Genomic DNA, 24,714 nt, shown 5'->3' on the forward strand with positions numbered 1-24,714 from the left:
ATTCTCTACGTGACAGGGAAAGGATATAGATTTTATGATTGTATCCGACAGAGGCCGCGGGGTTCTGCGGTGAATTAGGGTGGCACCACGAGTATATTCGTCCCTGACTTCGGTCAGGGACGTTTTTTAGTTGTAATCAGAGGGGCATCATCAATGGAAACTAAGTTGCGTGTATACAAAAAAACAGTCAGTATTGTAAACGAAACCGCCTGTGATATGTACCAGAGCCTGGTGGGCAGCCAGACCGGATTTCTGATGGAAAGTTATGACAAGGAATATGACCGTTTTACTTTTTTCGGCGGAAATCCCATGGCAGTGATCCGGGGAGAAAAGGACCGGCTGGTTCTGAATTTCCGGGACGGATCCAGAGAAGTCCGCAGAGGAAATCCGCGGGAACTGCTGAAGGAATTGTACAGCGAATTCCAGGTGGACCGGGAATCGGATGAGCTGGCATTTTCCGGCGGACTGGTGGGAAACCTGGGGTATGATTATATCCGGTATACGGAAGATCTGCCGGACAGCAATCCGGATGAAATCGGCATCGAGACCATCTGTATGATGCTGGTGACGGAATTCGTGATCGTGGATCATGTGGCGGAAACCATGACCGGTATCGTCCTGGACACGCCGGATGAGGCAGGCAGACAGCGGGCAATGGCAAAAGCGGAGGAACTGGTGACAAAAGCCCGTGCCGTGCCTGACATACCGGTACAGCATACATTTGTCCGGGACGGACGGGTGATCCGGGAAACAGACACCTGTGAGTCTTACAGTAAAAAAGTGGAAAAGATCCGGCAGTATATCGTGGACGGGCATGTGTTCCAGACCGTTCTTTCCCAGCGCTGGACTGTGGAAACCGGACAGTCCGGTTTTGCGCTTTACCAGGAGCTGCGGGAACTAAATCCGTCCCCCTACCTGTATTATTTTAATTATGGGGATTTCGAAGTGATCGGCAGTTCTCCGGAGATGATCGTCAAACGGCAGAACGGGAGAATTTACACCTGCCCAATCGCCGGGACGCGTCCCAGGGGAAAAACACCGGAGGAAGACCGTATCCTGACAGAAGAACTTCTAAATGATGAAAAAGAGACGGCGGAGCATATTATGCTGGTGGATCTGGCCAGAAACGATATGGGGCGGGTCTCTGAGTTCGGAACCGTGAAAGTAACCCGGCTGAAAGAAGTACAGTATTATTCCCATGTGATGCACATTGTTTCTCTGGTGGAGGGACGCAGCCGAAAGGAGGTGCATCCCTGTGACCTGATTTCTTCCTTCCTGCCGGCCGGGACACTCAGCGGCGCGCCGAAAATCCGTGCCATGGAGATTATCGATGAGCTGGAAAATGTACGGCGCGGATTATACGGAGGGGCAACCGGATATATTGATTTTTCCGGAGATATGGATTTCTGCATTACCATCCGCACCATGATCAAAAAGGGATCCCGGGTGTATCTGCAGGCGGGGGCTGGCATTGTTGCCGATTCTGTTCCGGAAAATGAGTATAATGAATGCCGCAACAAAGCAATGGCTCTGGCCAAAACACTGCTTCCGTAGTATGGACACAGAAGACAGTGCAGAGCAGAGGGGAGATTTTCTATGATTTTGCTGATCGATAATTACGATTCCTTTACCTATAATCTGTATCAGTATATCGGAGTATTCACGGAAGATATCACAGTGGTTCGAAATGATAAAATCACGGTCGATGAAATCCGGGAAATGCGTCCGGAGCGTATTGTGCTTTCTCCGGGACCCAAATCCCCGGATGAGGCCGGAATCTGCATGGATACCGTGCGGGAGTTTTATGACAAAGTTCCGATTCTGGGCATCTGCCTCGGGCATCAGGCCATTGTACAGGCCCTGGGCGGCAGAATTGTCCATGCCGGGAAAATATGCCATGGGAAACAGTCTCTGATCCGCCACACGGAGGACGGGATTTTTACCGGAATCCCTTCCCCGCTTCGGGTGGCGCGGTACCATTCCCTGGCAGCGGATCCGGAGCGGATCCCGGACACGCTGCAGGTGCAGGCCGTGGCGGATGACGGGGAAATCATGGCTGTCCGGATGAAGGACTATCCGGTGGAAGGACTTCAGTTTCATCCGGAATCCATTATTACGGAACATGGAAAACGGATGATCGACAATTTCCTTAATGACATCATCTGACGGAAGACAGGAAAGGACATAGCGAATGATATTGGATGACATTGTTGAAAAGAAGCAGATACGCCTGAAGGAACACAAATCCAGAATCCATCCGGCAGAGATGATACGGCTGGCGGATGAGGCGCAGGCGTCCGGAGGGAATTTTTACCAGGCACTGAAAAAGCCGGGAATCTCCATTATCGGCGAGTTTAAGAAGGCATCGCCGAGTCTGGGAAAAATCCGGCAGACCATGGAGCTGACCGACCGCATTGATGAATACAACCGCGCGGTGGACTGCATCTCCTGCCTGACGGAAGAAGATTATTTCCTTGGCAGCACTGAATATCTCCGCCAGATTCGCGGAATATCCCCCCTGCCGATTCTGCGCAAGGATTTTATGATCGATCCCTATCAGTTTTATGAGGCAAAGGCAATCGGCGCGGACGCGATTCTTCTGATTACCGGAATTCTGGATGATGCGCAGCTGAAGGATTTTTATCAGCTGTCGGAAGAACTGGGACTGGATGCGTTATTTGAGGCGCATACCGAAGAACAGATGGACCGGACACTGAACTGCGGGGCAAAAATCGTCGGTGTCAACAACCGGGATCTGCGGGATTTTTCCATTCATCTGGAAACCACGGAGCGTCTGGCTTCCATGGTGCCTGAGGACCGGGTCTTTGTGGCAGAGAGCGGGATTGTGCAGGATGAAGATGTGCGGCTTCTGGCCAGATGCCGGGTGGATGCGTTCCTCATCGGAAGGGCATTTATGGAATCCCGTCATCCGGAAGCCGTGGCAAAGCACTGGAAAGAAGTTTATCTGGAAGCAAAAAAAGCCATAGGGCCGCAGGGCGGGAACCGGATGCCATGAAACAGGTCAAAATTAAAATCTGCGGGATCACAACGGAAGAAGATGTAAAGTGGATCAATCAGTATCAGCCGGAGTATGCCGGCTTTGTCTATTATCCCAAAAGCCGGCGGCATATTTCGCTGGACCGCATGAAACAGCTGATGCGGCTGACCGCACCGGAAATCCGGAAAGTGGCGGTATGCGTAGAACCTTCTGCAGAGGAAGCAAAGGCTCTTGAGGCCTGCGGCGCGGATCTGATCCAGATTCACGGCAGACTGGACCCGGACTTGCCGGAAGCAGTCCACGTGCCGCTGTGGCACGCAGTGAATATTCAGCCGGAAATGGACCGGATACCGGATCCGGATCCGAAAATATCCGGTTACGTGGCAGACGGATCCCGGTATGGCGGCGGAAAGACCTTTGACTGGAAGGACAATGCCGGGATTTTTGACCGGTTCCGCAGAAATTTCCGGGAACAGCGGCCGGAAGAAAAAGAACCGGAACTGATTCTTGCGGGAGGGCTGAATCCTTCCAACGTGACAGCAGGAATCCGGATGTTCCACCCGGATATTGTGGATGTAAGCAGCGGCGTGGAGTCTCCCGGACGGCCGGGAAAAGACCCGGAGCTGATCCGGCAGTTTATTCATACAGTACGAGCATTAAATCAGAAAGGAAGTACCATGAAGAAATCATCAATGAGAGAGCATGCATATATCGGAGAATTCGGCGGTCAGTATGTGGCGGAAACGCTGATGAACACCCTGGAAGAATTGAATGATGCCTTTGAAGAAGCCATTCATGATCCGGAATTTATGAAGGAATATCATTACTATCTGGACGAATATGTGGGACGGGCAACCCCTCTGTATTACGCCGAGCGGCTCAGTGAAAAATACGGAACAAAAATCTACCTAAAACGGGAAGACCTGGACCATACCGGCGCCCACAAAATTAACAATGTGATCGGTCAGATCCTTCTGGCAAAACGGATGGGCAAAACCAAGGTAATCGCGGAAACAGGCGCCGGCCAGCACGGCGTAGCCACAGCCACCGGCGCGGCGCTGTTTAACATGAAATGTACCGTATACATGGGAAAGGAAGACATGGAACGGCAGGCATTAAATGTATTCCGTATGCGCCTGCTGGGAGCTGACGTGGTCAGTGTGGAATCCGGCAGCAACACATTAAAAGACGCCACCAATGAAGCGATCCGCACCTGGGCCAAGACAGCGGAAGATACATTTTATATCATCGGATCCGCAGTGGGGCCCTATCCGTATCCTAAGATGGTGAAAGAGTTTCAGCGGGTCATCAGTACGGAAGCCAGGGCACAGCACCTGGAAAAGGAAGGCCGTCTTCCGGACGTGGTAATGGCTTGTGTGGGCGGCGGCTCCAACTCCATCGGCATGTTTGCGGATTTCATTGATGACAGGGATGTGCAGCTGATTGGTGTGGAAGCTGCCGGCAGAGGAATTGAGACCGGAGAACACGCAGCGGCATTCGCGGACGGGACACCGGGCACGCTGCATGGCATGCGTTCTTATCTGCTGCAGGACGAAGACGGCAATATTAAGCTGGCCCATTCGATTTCCGCCGGACTGGATTACCCGGGCGTCGGACCGGAACATGCCTATCTGAGAGACAGCGGACGCGCCCAGTATGTGTCAATTACGGACGCGGAAGCCATGGACGCCCTGATGGAACTGACCCGGGTCGAAGGAATTATTCCGGCCATCGAGAGTGCCCACGCAATGGCCTATGCCTTCAAAAAGGCGAAGGAGATGACGATGGATCAGTCCATGATTGTCTGCCTGTCCGGGCGCGGAGATAAAGATATCAATACAATTGTCAATTATGTAGAAGGAAAAGGATATCAGAATTAGGAGAGTGTGTCATGAATCGAATTGAAGAAAAATTTCAGCAGCTGAAAAAGGAGCAGAAGAAAGCGTTCGTTACCTATATTACTGCAGGACTTCCGGATATGGAACGCTGCAAAGAACTGATCAAAGCCCAGGAAGAGGCGGGACTGGATGTGCTGGAACTGGGCGTTCCTTTTTCCGATCCGGTTGCTGACGGACCTGTGATCCAGGATGCTTCTTTCCGGTCCATCCAGAAGGGCACCTCTTTGCGAAAGTGTTTTGATCTGGTGGAAAAAGTCAGAAAAGAGGGCGTGGAACTCCCGATTGTTTTCATGATGTACTATAACACCATAACACACTACGGTCTGGAGGAATTTGCCAGAAAGTGCAATGAGACAGGCGTGGACGGACTGCTGGTTCCGGATCTTCCGATGGAAGAGCAGGGACCGTTAAAGGAAGTGCTGGGAGACCGGGACGAAACGATTTTGCTGCAGCTGGTTTCCCCGGTTTCCGCGGGGCGGATTCCGGAGATTCTTCAGGATGCCCGGGGATTTGTTTACTGTGTGTCTTCCATGGGAGTTACCGGTCAGGCAGCAGATTTCCACAAATCCGTTCTGTCCTATCTGAAGGACGTAAAGCAGCAGTCTTCGATTCCGGTGTTAATGGGATTCGGAATCCGGACGCCGCAGGATGTGGCACCAATGAAAGAGATCATCGACGGCGCGATTGTCGGTTCTCACTTTATCAATCTGATGGAACAGAACAATTACGACCTGGATACCGCACGGAATTATATCCGGGAATTTAAGGCGGGATTCTGATTGCGGAAGTCAAAGAAATAAGAACAGAAAAACCAGAGATTCCGGTTATTCCAGATCTCTGGTTTTTCTGTTGATATATTCTGCCTTGTATTTGGAGTAGGCGATTTTCTGGCTGGAGTACAGCCCGTAATAACCGGAAAGGGCGTAGCTTAAAGCAATGGCCAGCAGATAATAGGGCAGTCCCCGGAGCCCGAACAATTCGAAACAGATCAAAAGCGAAGCGATGGGGCAGTTGGTGACCGCGCAGAACATAGAGCCCAGTCCGACTGCTGCGCAGAGGGACGGCGACAGACCGAGCACTCCTGCAAAAGTACTTCCCAGGGCGGCGCCAATGATCATGGATGGAACAATTTCGCCTCCCTTGTATCCGGCGCCTAATGTGGCAACGGTCAGGATCAGTTTCAGGGCAAAGGCACCGGGAACCGCCGTTCCCGCGAAGCACCGTGCCAGAAGCTGGAGACTGATTCCGTTGTAATCCCTGGTTCCGAACAGAAGGGTCAGTGCAATAACCACACAGCCGCCTGCGGCAATGCGCAGATAGACATTCGGGAAGATGCGCTTGTATAATGCTTCAGATTCATGCAGAAGGATACAGAAGATGATGCTGACAATTCCGCAGATGACAGCCATCAGCGCGGTATACAGTGCTGTCGTAACGGTAAAGGAAGGCACCTGTGTGACTGTTAGCGGGATCGTCTGATCCAGAAAATGTGATGCGATGCCGTGGGCCAGCAGCGCGGAAATCGCGCAGGGAACCAGGGCGGCATACTGCATGATGCCCACACTGATCACTTCGATGGCAAATACGGTGGCCGCCATGGGCGTGCCGAAAATAGCGGAAAATCCGGCGCTCATGCCGCACATGATCAGAAGGTTTCTGTCTTTTTCGTCCAGATGCACCAGTTCGCCGATGGTGTTGGCGATGCTTCCGCCGATCTGAAGCGCGGCGCCTTCCCGTCCGGCCGAACCGCCGAACAGATGTGTAATCAGTGTACAGATAAAAATCAGGGGTGCCATCTGAGGCGGAAGCTTTTCATCGGAATGCACGGCGGAAAGCACCAGATTGGTGCCGGCATCTTTGTCATCCCGCATGACATGATAGAGCCAGGCGATGAGCAGCCCGCCCGCCGGAAGAAAATACAGCAGCCAGGGATGGGCCAGCCGCAGGGCAGTGGCCTTTGTCATCAGAAGAAAAAAGGCGGTTCCCACAAAGCCGAGAATCGTGCCCACAGTCACCGCCAGAAGGATCCACTTTCCGGAAACCCGCAGCTGTCTGCTGTACTGCAGCAGCGTCTTTTTCAGTGAATTCAGCATAGTTCCTCCTGTCAGATGCTGCTTAGGCAATCCAGCAGTCTGGTATTCATTTCCGGACTCATGACACAGAAGCGAATGTAGCTGTTATCCAGAAACGGGAAGGTGGAGCAGTCGCGGATCATCATTTTCTGACGGATTGCTTTTTCGAAGATATCCTCAGAAGTGACGCCTGGTTTTTTGATGCGGGCCAGGAGAAAATTGGCGGATGGTTCGTAAACCTTGTATTTGCCGGTGGCGGACAGCTCCTTAAACATCCGGCTGCGTTCCGTCTGGATCAGTTCCCGGGTTTCCCGGATGTAGGATTCATCGGAAAACATGGATTCTCCCGCGATTGCCGCCAGGGAATTGATCATCCAGGGATTCTTGTGGGTGTTGATGTACTTGATCAGATCCTGGTTGCCGGTGACGGCATAACCGAGCCGCAGGCCCGGGGCTGCGAAGAATTTGGAAGTACCCCGCAGGATAATGATATTGTTATAGTCTTCCGTCAGAGGGACGGAAGTGAATGCGTCCAGATTTTTCTCGAATTCGATGTAAGTTTCGTCCACCATGACAAAAATATGATGCTGCATGCAGGCATCCAGAATCCGCCGCATATCCGTGGTGCGTACACCGGTGGAGGTGGGGTTGTTGGGGTTGCACAGAATCAGCAGATCGGTGGATTCATTCAGTTCCTGTATGAATTCGTCGGTGTTTAACTGAAAGCCGTTGGCTTCTTTGAGCGGATAATAGTAGCAGGAAGCGCCTTCCATCGAGACGGAGCGTTCGTATTCGGAATAGGTGGGACCAACAATCAGGGCCCGTTTGGGATGACGTACCTGAATGATCAGGGAAATCAGTTCCGTGGTGCCGTTGCCGACAATGATATTGCCGCAGTCGGTGTCGCAGTAGGCGGCAATGCTTTTGCGCAGGGAAAGGTATTCCCGGTCCGGATAGGCGGTAATGGCGTCAATGTGATCTGTCAGTGTCTTCCGCAGCAGGGGTGACAGCCCCAGCGGGTTGACATTTGCGGAAAAACTGGTGATCTCTTCTTTGCGGATGCCGTATATTTCCTCGATTTTTTCCAGGTCGCTGCCGTGAAAGTGGTCTCTGTGTTTCAGTTTCATAGGTTCCCCCTTTGTTGCAAGATAATTGCAAATCGTTTATACTATTATAAATCCAGCGTGAAAAATTTCAAACAGGATATTAAGCGGAAATACAAAGAATGCGTAAGAAAATACAAGAAACCATCAGAGGAAAAATAGAATCCGTCCGCCACAAAATGATTTTCCCGGAAAAAGAACTTCGCTTCTCCGTCATTGAGAACGATACTTTTCAGGGAAAGTTTTCATTTGAGGCGGAAAATCACATGCAGATACGCGGAATTGTCTCCTGCCCGAATTCCCATGTCACATGCCTGAACCCAGGCTTTGACGGCAGGCGGATCCGGATTCCGTTTGAATACCGCAGCGAAGGCATGACCGAAGGCAGTGAAGAGGAAGGATACTTTGTCATCACTTCAAACATCGGCGAATTTCTCTATCCCTATCATGCCGTGATCCGCAAAAATTATACCCATACATCCATCGGATGGATCAAAACCCTGAACGATTTCACAAATCTGGCCAAGCTGAACTGGCCGGAGGCCCTGGCCCTTTTTTCATCCGGTTCCTTTTCCCAGATCTTCCACAAAGGGGAGGAACGGGAACTGGCCCTGTACCGCGGACTTACGAGCAGAGGGTTTTCTTCCGCCCAGATGGAAGAGTTCCTGACCGCCGCCGGCAGAAAAGAGCAGAATTACTTTTTCCTTAATTCTGGCAAGCAGACATTCGTCACCTCTGACCGTCCGATTTCAGACTTTGTGCCGGTGGAGAAGGCAAACTGGGGATATATGCAGATTCACGTCAGCTGCGACAGCGATTTTGTGGAGCTGTCTGCCCCTGTGATTTCCGGAACGGATTTCACCGGAAAACACGCGGAATTCGCTTACCGGATTCTGCCGGAACGCATGCATGACGGCCGCAATCTGGCGCAGATTGTCTTTGAGACCGTTGATCAGCGGGAAACGGTGGAAATTACCGCAGCCAGTGAAGACTCCTTCCGTTACAGGCTGGACAGTCACCGCAGGGATGTTACGGATCTTCAGCTGGAACTGCAGTACATCGGTTTTCGCCTGGGACGGATCGAACAGCAGGCCTGGAAGAAGAATTCCCTGGATATCCTGACGGAATATCAGAACAGTCATCCGGAAGATCTCTGGCATCAGCTGTACGCCGCCTATGTGCGGTTTATCTGCAAAGACACTGCCGCAGCAGAGGAAATTCTTGTGGAATTTGATGCCCGGGCAGACTGGAAACGCACTCCCATGGAAGGGCTTTACCTGTATCTGACCACCTTTCAGAAGGGAGATCCGGAGTATGCGGCGGAGGTGACCGCCCTGGTCCGGGAACTGTATCAGCGTTTTCCCGGCCATCCGGTGCTGGCCTGGGTGCTGCTTTCCATGGATGAAGCGCTGCTGCGCAACGAAGAGCGGAGGTATCTGTTCCTGAAACGCCTGATGACCAGAAGCAGCACCAGTCCCGTCTTTTATCTGGAAGCGTATCGTCTGGCTCTGAAAGATACCGGGCTCCTGAACGTGGGAGACCGGTTCGAACGGCGGTTGGTACACTGGATTCTTGGCGAAAACCTGCTGTTTCCGGACCTGATACCGGTCATTATCCTGATGTCGGAAAAAGATACGGATTACCATCCGCAGATGCTGCAGAATCTGAAACAGTGCTACCAGACCGCCCCGTCAGTGGATCTTCTCAAGGCGATCTGCACATATCTGATCAGTTTTCACCGCTGCCAGGAGTCCGATTTTGCGTGGTATGCCCTCGGGGTCAGAAAGCAGATCAAGGTGGCAGGGCTCTATGAAGCGTTTCTGAAGTGCTGGAATCCGGAAAAAACACCACTGCCGATTCCTGTTGTGAAATATTTCATGATGCAGGACAAGATTCAGTGGAAATGGAAGGCGCGCATCTACGCCTGGCTGATTGCGCACCGTTCCGATTTCGCGGCAGAATGGGACACCTATGACAGACAGATCTGTTCCTTCGCGGCAGAGGCTCTGCGTACCGGCTATCGGAGCGATGAGCTTTTTGATGTTTTCCGGTATTACAAATCCCGTATCCCGCGGAAGCAGTGGGAAGAAGAGAAAAACGACTGTGAGGAAACCAGCAAAATCACTATTGAGAATGACAGCGTCACACATCTCTGTGTCCTGGAGGCGGATTCCCGCCGAATGATTACGGTACCGGTACACAACGGCTGCGCTTTCGTGCGGCTGCCGCGTCAGGAAGCCCTGCTTCTTCTGCAGGATTCTTACGGCAACCTGCACAATCTGCGTTCTTATGTCCGGATCACATCCATGTTTGAGAAGGAAGAAGATGCGGCGGACCGTTTTGCTGTTTCCGCCGCCGCTGCGGAAGCAGAGCCGCAGATCAGTCCGGTGGATGAGACCGCGGCCCGTCTGGAACAGTTTGCGGACAGGCTTTCGGTCATGGACGCGCTGATTGTACAGGGCAAAACGCTGGGACTCCATGTGCAGCGCTACGAAGAGCAGATCCTGGCACGCTCTCTGTTCTGCGGGGAGTTCCCTGAGCACCATGTGCTTTTTTTCAGGGATCTGTGCGCCTATCCGAACAATGAAAGACTCTGTGACGCGTATGTATCCAGGATATCCCTGGAATACCTGTGCGGCCATCTGCCCATCAGCACAGAAGCCCTGACGTATATTCTGCAGTCAGAGGAAAAGGGACATCATCTCAGTGACTACTGCAAGGCGGCCCTGGTCCGGAACTGGTATCTTCCTGTGGAAGAACCGGTACTTTCCCGGGAAAAGGCGGAAGCCCTGCTGCAGGAGCTGATCCTGAAAGGCAGAAGGTTTGACTTTTACAATCAGCTGCCGGAAGAGATCCGGGGCAGATACCTGCTGGACGGCCTGCTTTATATCCAGTTTGCCGGGTCCGCCGGCGCGCATTATGAAATTCGGTATAATATTCGGATGCGCAGCGGCTCTCAGGAAGAAGATGATGTTTACATCACCCGGAGCGCGGCTATGCCGGAGTCCCTGTCCGGGATTTTCTGCGCAGGCATTCCCGCGGTTCCGGGAGCGATGTATCAGTATCAGATTCTATGCGCCGGAGAGCCCTGCACGGACTGGCTTCCCCTGCATCTGGAAGCAGAACCGGACAGCAGATCAGGTTCCCGGATCCGCCGGATGATGGGCCTGGTATCGGAAAACGGGCTGGATGGCCCGCGGGCAGAACAGTATGAAACAGAAAGACAGCTGGCCGATCAGTACTTTGTGCAGATGAGGAATGATGATGAATGGGAAACAATCAGATAATGAACTGTATATCGGAATTGATCTGGGGGAAAAGCGGGCGCTGGTAAGCTTTTATACAGCGGGCATGGTGGAGCCGGAGACCGTCACCACAAGAACCAGCGAAGAGCATTATGAGATTCCCACCGCAATCTGCCGAACCAAAAACGGAAAGCTGTTCTACGGGGAGGAAGCTGTCAAGCGGCGCGCAGAGGAGGGGGCAGTTTTTGCCGATCATCTGCTGCAGCAGGCAGTGCAGCTTCGGACAGAGGAGAAACTGGAAGACCTTACCCTGTTTCTGAAACGACTGACAGCCTTTCGGCGCAGTTATGCCAGAGATATGCAGGAACCGTATCATCTGGGAATCGCGGTTCCCCACCTGAACACGGAAACGGTAAGCATTCTGCTGCAGATCCGTGACCGGCTGCAGATTGCGCCGGAACGGTTTCGAATGACAGACTACCGGGAAAGTTTTTTTGACTATACGATCCTGCAGGACCGGTCCATCTGGAAAAATGACACAGTAATGTTTGATTTTACCGACCGTCAGCTTACCTGCTATCACCTGAAGATACGGGGCAAACGGCATCCCCTTCGCGCCCAGGTGCATACGTCCCGCTGGGAAGTTCCGGAACTGGCCATGGCAGACCGGGGGGAACGGGACCGCTTTTTTTCCGCCCGGGTGGAAGAGTCGTTTCTCGGCCAGAATATATCAGGCGTGTATCTGATCGGCGACGGGTTTGACGGCGGCTGGTTTGACCGCACACTGGAGGCTTTCGGCCCCAGCAAACGGATTTTTATCGGCAAAAATTTATATACAAAAGGCGCCTGCCTGGGGGCCTTCCGCCGTCTGCACGATGAGGGCGAGTGTATTCGTTTTGTATGTGATTATAAGATCCGCCGGGAACTCTGCATCCGGGTCAGCCAGGAGCGGCGGGAAGTCTTTCTGCCGATTGTGACTGCCGGAAAAAACTGGTTTGAAAGCAGTTTTTCCTGCTGCCTGCTCTATAACGGCTCCAGTGAAATCCGGCTGTATGAACGGGAAACCGGGCACGGGCCGAAGCTGCGCCAGACCCTTTTTCTGGATGATTTTCCGGCACGCAAGCCGAAATCCGTGCGTCTGCGGTTTTCCGCATATCCCATCAATGCGGGACAGCTGCTGATTCGGATCAGCGATGAGGGGTTCGGCGGATTTTATCCGAATACGGGAAAAGCATGGAGTTATACGGTGGATCTGAACGAGGACAATGGAAATGAGTGAATTTATCCTGTGCAGCGGGGAAAAAGCGGAACACCCGTATCTGATTATGAAGCGGGAACTTCCGGTTTATACAATGGAAGAACTTTGCTTTTTCCTGCATGAATACCTGTTTTTCTTAAATGAAGAATTTTTCTGTCCGGAACTTTATTCCTGGATCCGGAATGAGCTGAAATTACCCGGACTGGCGTCTTCCCTGATTAATCTGTCCAACCGGGGCGGCTCGCCGTATGAAGCAGCAATGATGATTTTTGATTTCTCCGGCATCTACAGCCTGCAGGAAATGAATGCCATTCGAAGCACCATTCACGATCTGGAGAACCGCACCGATCTTGAGAAGCTGAAATACCGCGCGGATTTTCTGCTGGCGACAGACCGGTTCCGGGAGGCGCTGTATCTATATCTCCGGCTGCTTCAGTCCAAAAACACGTCCCGTATGACAGAAGGCATGCGAAAAGAGATTCTGTTCAATACCGGAGTGATTTACGGCAGGTGTTTTCTCTATGGGGAAGCAGCCGATTACTTTCGCCGGGCGTATCAGCTGGAACCGGATGATACAGCGGCCGCCTGCTATTACCGTGCCCGTTTCCTTGCGGCACCGGATCAGGATCTGAAGCAGGATCCGGAAGTCCCGCTGGAGGACCGGCAGCTGAAAACGATCTGCGGGGAGCTCCGCACTGCGGCCGAGACCAAGCATCCGGCAGAGATCAAAAGCCTGGAATCCTGGTTTGAAACGTACGAACAGCTGATACGATAAACCGGAAGACAGACACCGGGAAAAAATGAATATAATCTCTTTACGTTATTTTTTTGACGTGGTATAATGAGTCGGCTTGGATGGTATCCAGAAAATGGAACTATACCAGATGACTCCTTTTCAGACAGCTGCAGGCTGTCTGGCATAAGCTTATTTTGATCGGAACCGTATCTGTGACAGAACGGCATCCGCTGTCCCGCCTGAACAATGCGATGCATCACCGTATGGATCGCCTGGAAAAAAGGAGGGATGATCATGAAAGCAGGTTTTATTGGCGCGGGAAAGGTCGGCTTTTCCATCGGAAAGCACCTGACAGCGCACGGTACAGAGGTATCCGGCTATTACAGCAGAACACCGGAATCCTCACGGCAAGCGGCAGAATTTACCGGCTCACGGCAGTACATGAGCCTGAAACAGATAGCTGAGGACAGTGACATACTGTTTTTAAGTGTGTGTGACAGTGCGATTGCACCGGTCTGGGAACAGCTGAAAAAACTTCCGCTTCAGAATAAGCTGATCTGTCATTTCAGTGGAGTGTTAAGCTCCGGTATATTTTCAGATATTGAGCGTGTTCACGCTTACGGATATTCCGTACATCCGCTTTTCGCTTTCAGCGACCGGTACGAATCCTACCGGCATCTGGCGGATGCGTTTTTTACCATCGAAGGCAATCCAGAACAAATTCACAGCATCGAGAAGATCTTTAATTCCTGCGGCAATCATACGGCAGTGATTTCTTCGGAGGCAAAAGTGCGCTACCATGCGGCGGCGGCTGTTGCCAGCAACCTGTATGTAGGCCTGGCATTTCTGGCAGAAGAGATGCTGCAGGACTGCGGGTTTTCACCGGAAGCCGCCCATGAGGCGCTGGCTCCGCTGATTCGCGGCAATGCGGAGAATATTGTATCTTCCGGGCCGGTGCAGGCACTGACAGGACCTGTGGAGCGCAACGACACAGATACCGCGGCGGCCCATCTGTCCTGCCTGACCGGACAGGAGCGGGAGATCTACCGGCTGCTGTCACTGAAAGTGCTTCAGGCAGCGCAGCAGAGGCATCCGGACCGTGATTACCGGGAAATGAAAGGGGTATTACAATGAGCAAGACACTGAATACATTTCGTAAAATGAAGGCGGCAGGAGACAAAATCACAATGATTACCTGCTATGACTATTCCATGGCGAAACTGATGAGCGAAGCAGATCTGGACATTCTTCTGATCGGCGACTCCCTGGGCATGACCATTATGGGATATCCGGATACTTTAAGCGTCACCATGGAAGACATGATTCATCATACGGCCTGTGTATCCCGGGGAGCTGGCGATTCCTTTGTGATCGCGGATATGCCGTTTATGTCTTACCAGACCTCGGTCTATGACGCGGTGAAGAATGCCGGCCGCCTGGTTCAGGAGGGACATGCCAACTGCGTGAAATTAGAGGGAGGCGCTTCCGTATGCCCGCAGATCGAGGCGATTGTGAAGGCATCTGTTCCGGTCTGCGCCCATATCGGCCTGACACCCCAGTCGGTCAATGCCTTTGGCGGATTCCGGGTACAGGGAAAAAGCGCGGAAGCTGCCCAGAAGATACTGGATGATGCCCGGAAGGTAGAAGCGGCCGGTGCCAGCCTGGTGGTTCTGGAAGGAATTCCGGCGAAACTTGCGGCAAAGATCACCGAAAACCTGACGATTCCTACCATCGGGATCGGAGCGGGAGCCGGATGTGACGGTCAGGTTCTGGTATATCAGGACATGCTGGGGATGTTTACCGATTTTGTTCCGAAATTTGTCAAACATTTTGCCAGCTGCGGCGCGATCATGAAAAAAGCCTTTTCTGATTATGCGTCAGAGGTGAAAGCCGGTACGTTTCCGGCGGAGGAACACACCTACGGGATTTCCGATGAAATTATGGATGCCCTGAAATAAATACAAGACAGTTCTTGTTCATAAAACAGTTCCTGTGCTATATTTAAGTTTAACTGTCATACCCTGTTCTGCCCGCCTGCAGAACAGCTGTGCCAGATAAATGAAGGAGAGAATTATGCAGATCACAGACAAGATCAAAGAAGCAAAAGAAATTACGCGTGCCTGGGCCCGAGAAGGCCTGACCATAGGCTTCGTTCCCACCATGGGATATCTTCATGAGGGACATGCCAGCCTGATCCGGCGTGCGCGGGAAGAAAATGACCGTGTGGTTGTGAGTATTTTCGTAAATCCGATTCAGTTCGGTCCCACAGAGGATCTGGAAAGCTACCCGAGAGATTTTGAAAAAGACAGCGCCCTGTGCGAATCCCTTGGGGCAGACCTGATTTTCCATCCGGAGCCGGAGGAGATGTACGGGGATCATTTCACAACCTATGTGGATATGACCGTACTGACGGAAGAACTGTGCGGCCTCAGCCGTCCGGTACATTTCCGCGGTGTATGCACCGTACTGACCAAACTGTTTCATATTGTCGCGCCCAGCCGCGCGTACTTTGGAGAGAAGGACGCCCAGCAGCTGGCAGTGGTCAAACATATGGCAGAAGATCTGAATATGGACCTGGAGGTCATCGGCTGCCCGATTGTCCGGGAAGCGGACGGCCTGGCAAAAAGCTCCAGAAACACTTATCTGTCCCCGGAAGAGCGCAAAGCAGCTCTTTGCCTGAGCCGTTCCATCCGGCTGGCTGAACAGATGATCGCAGACGGGGAAAAACGCGCATCCGTGGTTCTTGACGCAATGAAAAAAGAGATCAGCAGCGAACCGCTGGCCCGTATCGATTATGTCAAGGCTGTGGACGGGCTGACCATGCAGCAGATTGAACAGCTGGATGCCCCCGCTCTGATTGCGATTGCTGTTTATATCGGAAAGACACGGCTGATCGATAACACACACATTCGCTGACAGAAGTTACTGTCGGATCCGGAGCTGCCCGGTGCAGCATCGGCCGCCGCAATATATAGTAATCAAATGCAAGTAAGAGGAGACAGATTATGTTTATTACCATGCTGAAAGGAAAAATTCACCGCGCAGTTGTATCACAGGCGGAACTGAACTATGTAGGCTCGATTACAGTGGACGAAGACCTGCTGGATGCAGCCGGAATCATGGAGTACGAGAAAGTTCAGATCGTAGATGTGAACAACGGGGAACGCTTTGAGACTTATACGATCAAAGGAGAGAGGGGCAGCGGAATGATCTGCTTAAACGGCGCTGCCGCAAGATGTGCCTCTGTGGGCGACAGAATTATCATCATGTCCTATGCGCAGATGACACCGGAGGAAGCAAAAGAGATCAAACCCTCGGTTGTTTTCGTGGATGATGACAATCATATTTCACGCATTACCAATTATGAGAAATACGGACATCTCTATGAGGATGAAAAAACAGAGCAGTAATTCCTTCCTGTTTTCCGGAAGAAGTGTACAGAAACGGAGAGATCTATGCTAACAGGCAAAACAGTTGTTCTTGGAGTTACAGGAAGCATCGCGGCCTATAAGGCAGCCGGACTGGCAAGCATGCTGGTGAAACAGCATGCGGATGTCCATGTGATTATGACGAAAAACGCCACGAATTTTATCCATCCGATTGCTTTCGAAACCCTGACCAATCACAAGTGTCTTGTGGATACTTTTGACAGAAATTTTCAGTTTCATGTGGCCCATGTAAACCTGGCGCAGCAGGCGGATCTGATGATGATCGCACCGGCTTCCGCCAATGTAATCGGAAAGCTTGCCCACGGAATCGCGGATGACATGCTCACGACTACCGCAATGGCCTGCCATGCTCCCATGTATATTTCACCGGCAATGAATACAAATATGTACTTAAACCCCATCTTACAGGAAAATCTTGAAATCCTGCGCAGATTCGGAAAGCATATTATTGCGCCGGCCACGGGCATGCTTGCCTGCAGGGATGTGGGAGCCGGCAAAATGCCGGAACCGGAACTCCTTATGGAATATATTCTGGCAGAAATTGCCTGCAAAAAAGACCTGGCAGGCAAAAAGGTGCTGGTTTCCGCAGGACCTACGCAGGAAGCCATCGATCCGGTGCGCTTTATCTCCAACCATTCCACCGGAAAGATGGGATATGCGCTGGCGGAAAACGCGATGCGGAGGGGCGCGGAAGTCACACTGGTCAGCGGACCCTGCTCCATTCAGCCGCCGGAGTTTGTGCAGGTGGTTCCTGTTCGTTCGGCCCAGGAGATGTATGACGCCATTGTACCGCGCAGCGCAGAGGCGGATATCATAATTATGACTGCCGCGGTGGCAGATTACCGTCCGGCTGCTGTCAGTACGGAAAAAATCAAAAAATCAGACCGGGAACTTTCCATTGACCTGACACGGACAAAGGACATTCTCGGCACGCTTGGGAAAAATAAAAAAGCCCATACATTTTTGTGCGGATTTTCCATGGAAACAGAGCATATGCTGGAAAATTCCAGGGATAAACTCCGCAGAAAAAACCTGGATCTGATTGTGGCCAACAACCTGAAAGTAAAAGGCGCAGGCTTCGGAACAGATACCAATGCAGTGACACTGATTGGAAGAAATGAGGAAAAGGAACTGCCGCTGATGGACAAAAAGCAGGTGGCTTCCGGTATCCTCGACTACATTGCGGCACATAGTTCCGCATCTGCCGAAGAGAACTAGTTTTTTCGGCAGTCCGCCCGGGAGGTGGTAGTGATCGACAGCTGTCAGATACGGGCAGCCCGGCACAGAGACGGCCCTATGCTGGTAATTGCCGGTCCGGGATCCGGCAAGACTACCGTGATTACAGAGCGCACCCGCTGGCTGATTGAAGGCTGCGGGGTGCCTCCTTCTGAAATTCTTGTTCTTACATTTACCAGAGCCGCTGCGGGAGAAATGCGGGAACGGTTTCTCCGGATGACCCAGGGAAAAAATTATCCGGTCTGTTTCGGTACATTCCACGCGGTTTTCTTTATGATTCTGAAAGAATCCTTTCATTATTCTGCCTCAGATATTCTTCGTGAGGAAGAAAAATATGCTTTTTTCAAAGAGCGTCTTTATGCGCATTCCATTGTTTTTGATGACGAACATACTTTTATCGGGCAGCTGATCCGGGAGATCAGTCAGCTGAAAAATTCCGGCGCTTTGCCGGAAACCTGTGAATCTCCGGGGATGCCTGCAGAAACTTTCCGTAGGATCTGTCAGGAGTATCAGGAAGAACTGCGCCGCAGGCACGGACTGGATTTTGACGATATCCTGATTCGCTGCAGGGATCTTCTGACGGAACATCCGGAGGTGCGAAGCGCCTGGCAGCAGAGGTTTTCCTATATTCTGGTGGATGAGTTTCAGGATATTAATCCGCTCCAGTATCAAATTGTCCGTATGCTGGCAGAACCGGAAAGAAATCTGTTCCTTGTAGGGGATGATGACCAGTCGATCTACCGGTTCCGCGGTGCGAAACCGGAGCTGATGCTTCGGGTCCCGCAGGATTATCCGGATCTGATCCGGGTCAGCCTGTCGGTCAATTATCGCAGCGGAGCAGCAATTGTTTCCCTGGCCTCTCAGCTGATCAGCCGGAACCGGGAGCGCTATGAAAAGCAGATCCGTCCGGGCTGCCGGATCCGGGACCGGGTGTTTTTCCGGCAGTACGACAGCCAGCAGATGCAGAATCTGAGCATCATAGGGGAAATCCGACGTCTGCTGTATCAGGGGATGCCAGCGGAGGAAATCGCCGTTTTGGCCCGCACCGGCCGTCAGCTGATGCTTCTGACCCAGCAAATGGATGCATACAGCATCCCCTATCATTCCAGGGACCATATTCCGGATCCGTACCATCACTGGATTATGGATGATATCCTCTGCTATCTGCGGGCTGCCGTCGGCAGCTGCAGCCGATCCGCAATCCTCCGCATTATGAATCGGCCCAACCGTTTTCTTTCCCGGGACGGGCTGCCGGATCCGGAGGTGAACTGGAACCGGTGGATGGCTTATTACAGAAATAAAAATATGGACTGGCTGGAAGGGCGTGTGCGCCGGCTGCAGGAAGATCTGAAGCAGCTTGGGGGAATGCGGCCCTATGCGGCGCTTATTTATATACGCAAAGGCATCGGGTATGAAGCGTTTCTGCAGGAATACGCGGAGAGTCACGGAACGGAAGCGGAAGAACTGATGGATCTCCTGGATGCAGTCACTGCCCATGCCGCGGAATATCCCTCCCTGGAAGCGTGGCTGGCAGCCGTTGAAAGAATCCGGAAACAGGTCCGCCGCCGGCCGGGTCCGTGTGGGACAGAAGAAAAAGGGGTGACGGTAGGCACCTATCATTCCTCCAAAGGGCTGGAGTTTGACGCGGTGTTTCTGCCGGATTTAAACGAAAGGCTCATTCCGCATAAACGCGCGGTACTGGAAGTCGATCTGGAGGAAGAACGCCGGATGCTTTACGTGGCAATTACCAGGGCCAGAAAAAGGCTCTACCTCCTTGTGCCTGCGCATATACGCAACAAGGAGACAGAGCCTTCCAGGTTTCTGAAAGAAATGAATCTGGAGAACGCCTTGCCTAGCCCTCCCCGTCAGCAAGACGGTGAAATGCCTGGATGACACGTTCCAGTTCTTCATCGGAATCGATATTTCCAATGGAATAATTTTCCTGCTCATCCTCAAAGTAGCGATACAGGTAGACGCCTTTGCTTTCCACAATCTGATTCTGTTCGTCAGTGGGAAGCAGGGCAATGTAATCCTGAGGGCCGACGGAGAAAATCGTCAGAATCTCGCAGTCGATGCTGGAGCCGTCTTCCAAGTCAATGGTGACGACAATGTCTTCCGGGTCCAGGATATCAGGGTCGCTGGTGTTGTTGCTGAAATGATCTGCCATAGTACGGGTACTCCTTTCCGGGTCCTAAGTTCCGCGGTCATTTTCCTTAATTATAGTTTAGAAGACTGTATTTTTGCAATGCCTGTTTATGGTGATTTTTCTGGAAAAAGGTGGTATAGTAAATATGTTTGGTTATCGAACAGGATATGCTGGAGGAAGAAGGTTGCAGATCTGGAATCATTTTCGTACAATTACATACCACCGGTTTCTGGTGATGTACAATTGCTTCCAGTGCGGACTGTACTGGCAGGGGCTGACCCATGATCTGTCCAAATATTCCCCTGTGGAATTCCTGAATGGCTGCCGGTTTTATCAGGGAACCATGAGTCCCAATAATGCGGAGCGGGAGAGCCGTGGATATTCGGCTTCCTGGCTGCACCACAAAGGGCGGAACAAGCATCATTTGGAATACTGGATCGACTACAGCCTGAAAAAGGATCCGCCGCTGATCGGCATGAAGATGCCGGAACGCTATGTTGTGGAGATGCTCTGTGACCGGATTGCGGCATCCCGGGTGTATCAGAGGGACGCGTATACCAGAAGGAGTGCCTGGGAGTATTATCAGAAGGGAATTGAAGTCAACCGGGCGCTGCTTCATCCGGAATCCAGGAAATTGCTGGAAAAGCTTCTGCGGATTGCGGCCCGGCGGGGAGAACGCGCCGCCTTTTCTTATGCCAGACATTATGTATTAAAAAAGAAGAAGCCCATGAAAATTTTAGGAGGAACCAGAAGATGTTAAACGATAAAAAGGTACTGTTCAGCGCAATGCAGTCCACAGGGAACCTGACCCTTGGAAACTATCTGGGGGCATTGAAGAACTGGGTTGCCCTGAGTGATGAGTATGAATGTTTTTATTCCGTGGTGGATATGCATTCCATCACTGTCAGACAGAATCCGGCAGAACTCCGCAAACGGGCGCGGGCGCTGCTGATCCTTTACATTGCCGCGGGCCTGGATCCGGAGAAAAACTGCATCTATTACCAGTCCCATGTGTCCGGTCACGCGGAACTGGCCTGGATTCTTGACTGTTTCACCTATATGGGGGAACTGAACCGCATGACACAGTTTAAGGATAAAGCAGCCAAGCACGCGGATAATATCAATGCCGGTCTTTTTACCTATCCGGTACTGATGGCGGCAGACATCCTTCTGTATCAGACCGATGTGGTTCCGGTGGGAGTCGACCAGATGCAGCATCTGGAACTGACCAGAGATATTGCCACCCGGTTTAACGGCATCTACGGAGATGTGTTTACCATTCCGGAGGCATATATCGGAAAGGCGGGCGCACGTATTATGTCGCTGCAGAATCCGGAGAAAAAAATGTCCAAATCCGATGAAAATCCCAATGCCAGCATTTATCTTATGGACGATCCGGACACGATCATGCGGAAATTTAAACGCGCCGTGACAGATTCCGAGGCAAATATCTGCTATTCCGATGCGCAGCCGGGGGTACGCAATCTTCTGGACATCTACTGCGCATGCACGCAGAAAACACCGGATGAGGCGGTTGCCGAGTTTTCCGGCCGGGGGTATGGTGAGCTGAAAACAGCCGTTGGAGAGACGGTGGTGGATCTGCTTCGTCCCCTGCAGGCCAGAGTGCGGGAACTGGAACAGGACAAGGCATATATTGATTCCATGATTAAGAACAACACAGAAAAAGCGCAGTATTTCTCAAACAAAACCCTGCGCAAAGTACAGAAAAAAGTCGGATTCCCGGAAAGAATCCGCTGATTCGGTTCAGCAGTTGATTTTTCTGATACCGGAAGTATACTGATAGAGACAGGAGGGGATATCTTCCTGCCTCTATTTTTTATTTCATCCGAAACCTTCTGAATTATTCCAAAATCAAATCTATGTACAGTAAGATACATACTGCCGTTCTCCACGGCATTGAAGCGGTTCCCGTTCAGGTGGAAGCAGATGTGGCTGATGGGATGCCGCGTTTTGAAATGGTGGGGCTGCTTTCCTCTGAAGTCAGGGAAGCAAGAGAGCGGGTGACCGCTGCCCTGCGCAATTCGGGCTACCGGCTTTCTGCGAAGAAAATCACTGTGAATCTGACACCCGCAAACATACGGAAGTCCGGAAACAGCTGCGATCTGCCGGTGGCTGCCGCCGTTTTGGCGGCCTTCGGCTATCTGTCGGACGAACTGCTTTCCTCCTGGCTGCTCATGGGGGAAGTGGGACTGGACGGGAGCGTGCTTCCGGTACACGGGGTACTGGCTTGCGCCATTCTGGCAAAATCCCTGGGGCTTAAGGGCGTGATTGTACCGGAAGCCAACGCGGAGGAAGCGGCAGTCTATCCGGAAATCCGTGTGATTGCGCTGAAAAGCATCCGGCAGCTGACGGAACTGTGCAGCTGCTGTCTGCCGGAATCCGGCTGTTATCAAAAAAAGCTGCTGCGCAGTGATACGCCCTCCTATTCTGTGGATTTTGCGGAAATGAACGGACAGGAGGATTTGAAGCGGGCTTGTGAGATTGCGGCAGCCGGCATGCACAACCTTCTGATTGTCGGGGCGCCGGGCAGCGGCAAGACCATGGCGGCCAGCCGTATGCCCACCATTCTTCCGGAGCTGACCCTGCAGGAAAAGCTGGAAATCGCAAGGATCTATTCGGCCTGCGGCCTTCTGGATCCCCGGCAGATTCTGCGCAGGGAACGGCCGTTTCGCGCGCCGCATCATACCGTCACCCCACAGGCCCTGGCCGGCGGAGGCCTGCCTCCCCGGCCGGGAGAAATATCCCTGGCACACCATGGTGTCCTGTTTCTGGATGAACTGACGGAATTTTCCCCGCAGACGCTGGAAATTCTGCGGGAACCGCTGGAAGAGAAACAGATCCGTATTTCACGGCTGGGGGTATCGGTTACCTATCCAGCAGATTTTATTCTGTTGGCGGCAATGAATCCGTGCCGGTGCGGATATTATCCGGATCTGAACCGGTGCACCTGCACAGCAGCCGATCTGCAGCGGTATCGATCCAGAATCTCGCGTCCCCTTCTGGATCGGATGGACTTATGTGTGGAAGCGCAGCAGATTTCTTTTCGTGAACTGGCGCAGCAGCCCTCCGGCGAATCTTCTGCCGCGATCCGGAAACGGGTTAAGACCGTACAGCAGATCCAGGAAGAACGGTACGCGGCCTGCGGGTTCCAGTTCAACAGCCAGATTCCGGCATCTGTGATCGGCAGATTCTGTCCTCTGCCGGATCAGTTAAACCGCTGGCTGGAGGAACGCTATCAGGAATACGGGCTGAGCGCCAGAGGATACTGTAAAGTGCTGCGGACAGCCCGGACAATCGCCGATCTGGAAGGCAGCGCACAGATCTGCCGCAGCCATCTGGAAGAGGCACTGTATTTCCGGGCTGCAGATACAAATGACTGGAATCCCGCCGGCGGATACCGGTAAGACGGGCTTGCTTCCGAACGCAGGACCTAAGAGAGAGGGAACAGGAGAAGCGTATGACACGATATGATTGCTGGTTTGCGGCTTTGCAGGGAATATCCAGAGCGCATCGCAGGGCGTTTCTGGCGGAGTATGATCCGGAAGCGCTGTATCGGATGTCTGACCGTGAAGCAGAGGAACTGACTTGTTTTTCGTCCCGGGAACTGGACGTTCTGCGGCAGTCAAAAACATCCGATCTCTGCGGAAAAACAGAACGGGCCATGGAGGAGAACCGGATGAGGTTCTGCTCCATCCGGGATCCTGAGTACCCGCAGCGGCTGCGCTATATTCCGGATCCGCCGCTGGGACTGTTTGTCCGGGGCAGTCTGCCGCCGGAGGATATGCCTGCCGTGGCTGTGGCAGGCGCCCGCATGTGTTCGGAATACGGAAGATCGGTTGCCACGCAGATCGGACGCAGACTGGCGGAGCAGGGGATTGCCGTGATCAGCGGACTGGCCCTGGGCATTGACAGCGCATCCCATGCCGGCGCGCTGCAGGGACATGGGTACACCTGCGCCGTTCTCGGCAGCGGCGCGGATATCTGCTATCCCAGGTCTTCCCGTACGCTGTACGAGAATATGATACAGGCCGGGGGCGGTGTTGTGTCGGAGTATCCGCCGGGATCTCCGCCGGAGCGCTGGCATTTTCCGGAGCGTAACCGGATCATCAGCGGACTGGCAGACACGCTGGTGGTCGTGGAGGCGAAGGCGCGGAGCGGCTCGCTGATTACGGCGGACCAGGCATTGGAGCAGGGGAGGGATGTGTTTGCTGTTCCGGGCCGTCTGGGGGACGCGCTGAGTGAAGGGTGTTTCCGGCTGGTGGAACAGGGGGCGAAAATTGTGTATTCTCTGGAACAATTACCGCAAACTTTCAATCTAATGCCTCAGAAGCCGATGAAAAGTGTGCCGAAAATAAAACCTGTACTTGAAAAAGAAGAATCTCTGGTGTATAGTTGTCTCGATTTGTACCCGAAAAACATCAGGCTTATTTCGGAACATACGGGACTGCAAAGAAAAAAACTTCTTGAAATACTGAATCTTTTAAAAGAAAAGGGACTGATTCGGGAAGACATTCGAAATTATTACACACGCCTGTTAACATGAGGTTTTTAA

General features: G+C 52.4%; 21 protein-coding genes, 1 pseudogene and 1 other annotated feature (1 of these 23 only partly in view). Of the genes and pseudogenes, 19 read left to right on the plus strand and 3 right to left on the minus strand.

The genetic code is table 11. The features are described from left to right. Positions 1-108 (plus strand) — a binding site (T-box leader) (it extends 142 nt beyond the left edge of the window). A 45-nt stretch (positions 109-153) separates the two neighbouring features. From trpE to trpA, 6 genes and pseudogenes are all read left to right on the plus strand, one after another. Next, positions 154-1,554, plus strand: a complete 1,401-nt coding sequence (gene trpE / locus CXIVA_RS11075) for an anthranilate synthase component I (RefSeq protein ID WP_013978126.1) — start codon at positions 154-156, stop codon at positions 1,552-1,554. Between the two features lie 42 nt (positions 1,555-1,596). Further along, positions 1,597-2,166 (plus strand): aminodeoxychorismate/anthranilate synthase component II, encoded by a 570-nt coding sequence (locus CXIVA_RS11080; RefSeq protein WP_013978127.1) that lies wholly within the window; start codon positions 1,597-1,599, stop codon positions 2,164-2,166. Positions 2,167-2,191: 25 nt separating this feature from the next. Then, positions 2,192-3,016, plus strand: coding sequence for an indole-3-glycerol phosphate synthase TrpC (gene trpC / locus CXIVA_RS11085; protein WP_013978128.1), 825 nt, complete (start codon positions 2,192-2,194; stop codon positions 3,014-3,016). Continuing rightward, positions 3,013-3,630: pseudogene (locus CXIVA_RS14405) on the plus strand (phosphoribosylanthranilate isomerase); the annotation flags it as partial. The gene trpC and the pseudogene CXIVA_RS14405, both read left to right, overlap by 4 nt. A 60-nt stretch (positions 3,631-3,690) precedes the next feature. After that, entirely contained in the window at positions 3,691-4,878 is a 1,188-nt protein-coding gene (gene trpB, locus CXIVA_RS14410; RefSeq protein ID WP_041729065.1) for a tryptophan synthase subunit beta, read from the plus strand. A gap of 11 nt (positions 4,879-4,889) precedes the next feature. After that, the gene (gene trpA, locus CXIVA_RS11095; protein WP_013978130.1) at positions 4,890-5,675 is read left to right on the plus strand and encodes a tryptophan synthase subunit alpha; all 786 of its coding nucleotides are present in this window, start codon (positions 4,890-4,892) and stop codon (positions 5,673-5,675) included. A 45-nt stretch (positions 5,676-5,720) separates the two neighbouring features. On the opposite strand, the gene CXIVA_RS11100 is transcribed toward trpA, so the two are convergent. Further along, positions 5,721-6,989: a chloride channel protein gene (locus CXIVA_RS11100; protein ID WP_013978131.1), complete on the minus strand. Its 1,269-nt coding sequence runs from the start codon at positions 6,987-6,989 to the stop codon at positions 5,721-5,723. A gap of 11 nt (positions 6,990-7,000) precedes the next feature. Beyond that, positions 7,001-8,095: a histidinol-phosphate transaminase gene (locus tag CXIVA_RS11105; protein WP_013978132.1), complete on the minus strand. Its 1,095-nt coding sequence runs from the start codon at positions 8,093-8,095 to the stop codon at positions 7,001-7,003. 98 nt (positions 8,096-8,193) lie between these two features. Here CXIVA_RS11105 and CXIVA_RS11110 point away from each other — a divergent pair, with 98 nt between their 5' ends. The 9 genes from CXIVA_RS11110 to CXIVA_RS11150 all read left to right on the plus strand — a co-directional run bounded on the left by CXIVA_RS11110 (position 8,194) and on the right by CXIVA_RS11150 (position 19,888). Continuing rightward, entirely contained in the window at positions 8,194-11,358 is a 3,165-nt protein-coding gene (locus CXIVA_RS11110; protein ID WP_013978133.1) for a DUF5717 family protein, read from the plus strand. Continuing rightward, entirely contained in the window at positions 11,330-12,595 is a 1,266-nt protein-coding gene (locus tag CXIVA_RS11115; RefSeq protein ID WP_148267820.1) for a DUF5716 family protein, read from the plus strand. Before CXIVA_RS11110 ends, CXIVA_RS11115 begins: the two co-directional genes overlap by 29 nt. Beyond that, positions 12,588-13,349, plus strand: coding sequence for a hypothetical protein (locus CXIVA_RS11120; RefSeq protein ID WP_013978135.1), 762 nt, complete (start codon positions 12,588-12,590; stop codon positions 13,347-13,349). The genes CXIVA_RS11115 and CXIVA_RS11120 overlap by 8 nt, the downstream gene beginning before the upstream one ends. 255 nt (positions 13,350-13,604) lie before the next feature. Next, positions 13,605-14,444, plus strand: a complete 840-nt coding sequence (locus CXIVA_RS11125; RefSeq protein ID WP_013978136.1) for a Rossmann-like and DUF2520 domain-containing protein — start codon at positions 13,605-13,607, stop codon at positions 14,442-14,444. Next, positions 14,441-15,268, plus strand: coding sequence for a 3-methyl-2-oxobutanoate hydroxymethyltransferase (gene panB / locus CXIVA_RS11130; protein ID WP_013978137.1), 828 nt, complete (start codon positions 14,441-14,443; stop codon positions 15,266-15,268). Before CXIVA_RS11125 ends, panB begins: the two co-directional genes overlap by 4 nt. 115 nt (positions 15,269-15,383) lie before the next feature. Continuing rightward, positions 15,384-16,226 (plus strand): pantoate--beta-alanine ligase, encoded by an 843-nt coding sequence (panC, locus tag CXIVA_RS11135; RefSeq protein ID WP_013978138.1) that lies wholly within the window; start codon positions 15,384-15,386, stop codon positions 16,224-16,226. 89 nt (positions 16,227-16,315) lie between these two features. Further along, positions 16,316-16,720, plus strand: coding sequence for an aspartate 1-decarboxylase (gene panD, locus CXIVA_RS11140; RefSeq protein WP_013978139.1), 405 nt, complete (start codon positions 16,316-16,318; stop codon positions 16,718-16,720). A 45-nt stretch (positions 16,721-16,765) separates the two neighbouring features. Beyond that, the gene (coaBC, locus tag CXIVA_RS11145) at positions 16,766-17,977 is read left to right on the plus strand and encodes a bifunctional phosphopantothenoylcysteine decarboxylase/phosphopantothenate--cysteine ligase CoaBC (RefSeq protein ID WP_013978140.1); all 1,212 of its coding nucleotides are present in this window, start codon (positions 16,766-16,768) and stop codon (positions 17,975-17,977) included. Between the two features lie 30 nt (positions 17,978-18,007). After that, positions 18,008-19,888 carry an ATP-dependent helicase gene (locus CXIVA_RS11150; protein ID WP_013978141.1) on the plus strand — a complete coding sequence of 627 codons (1,881 nt, stop codon included), beginning with the start codon at positions 18,008-18,010 and terminating at the stop codon, positions 19,886-19,888. On the opposite strand, the gene CXIVA_RS11155 is transcribed toward CXIVA_RS11150, so the two are convergent. Then, positions 19,848-20,162 (minus strand): DUF1292 domain-containing protein, encoded by a 315-nt coding sequence (locus CXIVA_RS11155; protein WP_013978142.1) that lies wholly within the window; start codon positions 20,160-20,162, stop codon positions 19,848-19,850. The two genes, CXIVA_RS11150 and CXIVA_RS11155, sit on opposite strands and share 41 nt — an antisense overlap. Positions 20,163-20,325: 163 nt before the next feature. Here CXIVA_RS11155 and CXIVA_RS11160 point away from each other — a divergent pair, with 163 nt between their 5' ends. The 4 genes from CXIVA_RS11160 to dprA all read left to right on the plus strand — a co-directional run bounded on the left by CXIVA_RS11160 (position 20,326) and on the right by dprA (position 24,705). Further along, on the plus strand, positions 20,326-20,901 hold the full coding sequence (locus CXIVA_RS11160) for a DUF5662 family protein (RefSeq protein WP_013978143.1): 576 nt from the start codon (positions 20,326-20,328) through the stop codon (positions 20,899-20,901). Beyond that, positions 20,895-21,899, plus strand: coding sequence for a tryptophan--tRNA ligase (trpS, locus tag CXIVA_RS11165; RefSeq protein WP_013978144.1), 1,005 nt, complete (start codon positions 20,895-20,897; stop codon positions 21,897-21,899). Before CXIVA_RS11160 ends, trpS begins: the two co-directional genes overlap by 7 nt. A 122-nt stretch (positions 21,900-22,021) precedes the next feature. After that, complete coding sequence (locus CXIVA_RS11170) at positions 22,022-23,566, plus strand: YifB family Mg chelatase-like AAA ATPase (RefSeq protein WP_013978145.1); 1,545 nt, start codon at positions 22,022-22,024, stop codon at positions 23,564-23,566. A 53-nt stretch (positions 23,567-23,619) separates the two neighbouring features. Continuing rightward, on the plus strand, positions 23,620-24,705 hold the full coding sequence (gene dprA / locus CXIVA_RS11175; protein ID WP_013978146.1) for a DNA-processing protein DprA: 1,086 nt from the start codon (positions 23,620-23,622) through the stop codon (positions 24,703-24,705). Positions 24,706-24,714 lie beyond the last annotated feature (9 nt).

Origin of the sequence: Clostridium sp. SY8519, assembly GCF_000270305.1 — a bacterium.
GTDB lineage: Bacteria > Bacillota > Clostridia > Lachnospirales > Lachnospiraceae > SY8519.

Bases quoted from the DNA above. Each gene is read 5' to 3' on its own strand.
- panD (WP_013978139.1), top strand. From the start codon at position 16,316: ATGTTTATTACCATGCTGAAAGGAAAAATTCACCGCGCAGTTGTATCA.
- panB (WP_013978137.1), top strand. From the start codon at position 14,441: ATGAGCAAGACACTGAATACATTTCGTAAAATGAAGGCGGCAGGAGAC.
- trpS (WP_013978144.1), top strand. From the start codon at position 20,895: ATGTTAAACGATAAAAAGGTACTGTTCAGCGCAATGCAGTCCACAGGG.
- CXIVA_RS11105 (WP_013978132.1), bottom strand. From the start codon at position 8,095: ATGAAACTGAAACACAGAGACCACTTTCACGGCAGCGACCTGGAAAAA.
- CXIVA_RS11110 (WP_013978133.1), top strand. From the start codon at position 8,194: ATGCGTAAGAAAATACAAGAAACCATCAGAGGAAAAATAGAATCCGTC.
- trpC (WP_013978128.1), top strand. From the start codon at position 2,192: ATGATATTGGATGACATTGTTGAAAAGAAGCAGATACGCCTGAAGGAA.
- CXIVA_RS11100 (WP_013978131.1), bottom strand. From the start codon at position 6,989: ATGCTGAATTCACTGAAAAAGACGCTGCTGCAGTACAGCAGACAGCTG.
- CXIVA_RS11120 (WP_013978135.1), top strand. From the start codon at position 12,588: ATGAGTGAATTTATCCTGTGCAGCGGGGAAAAAGCGGAACACCCGTAT.
- CXIVA_RS11115 (WP_148267820.1), top strand. From the start codon at position 11,330: ATGATGATGAATGGGAAACAATCAGATAATGAACTGTATATCGGAATT.
- CXIVA_RS11080 (WP_013978127.1), top strand. From the start codon at position 1,597: ATGATTTTGCTGATCGATAATTACGATTCCTTTACCTATAATCTGTAT.
- coaBC (WP_013978140.1), top strand. From the start codon at position 16,766: ATGCTAACAGGCAAAACAGTTGTTCTTGGAGTTACAGGAAGCATCGCG.
- panC (WP_013978138.1), top strand. From the start codon at position 15,384: ATGCAGATCACAGACAAGATCAAAGAAGCAAAAGAAATTACGCGTGCC.
- trpA (WP_013978130.1), top strand. From the start codon at position 4,890: ATGAATCGAATTGAAGAAAAATTTCAGCAGCTGAAAAAGGAGCAGAAG.
- trpB (WP_041729065.1), top strand. From the start codon at position 3,691: ATGAGAGAGCATGCATATATCGGAGAATTCGGCGGTCAGTATGTGGCG.
- dprA (WP_013978146.1), top strand. From the start codon at position 23,620: ATGACACGATATGATTGCTGGTTTGCGGCTTTGCAGGGAATATCCAGA.
- CXIVA_RS11170 (WP_013978145.1), top strand. From the start codon at position 22,022: ATGTACAGTAAGATACATACTGCCGTTCTCCACGGCATTGAAGCGGTT.
- trpE (WP_013978126.1), top strand. From the start codon at position 154: ATGGAAACTAAGTTGCGTGTATACAAAAAAACAGTCAGTATTGTAAAC.
- CXIVA_RS11155 (WP_013978142.1), bottom strand. From the start codon at position 20,162: ATGGCAGATCATTTCAGCAACAACACCAGCGACCCTGATATCCTGGAC.
- CXIVA_RS11125 (WP_013978136.1), top strand. From the start codon at position 13,605: ATGAAAGCAGGTTTTATTGGCGCGGGAAAGGTCGGCTTTTCCATCGGA.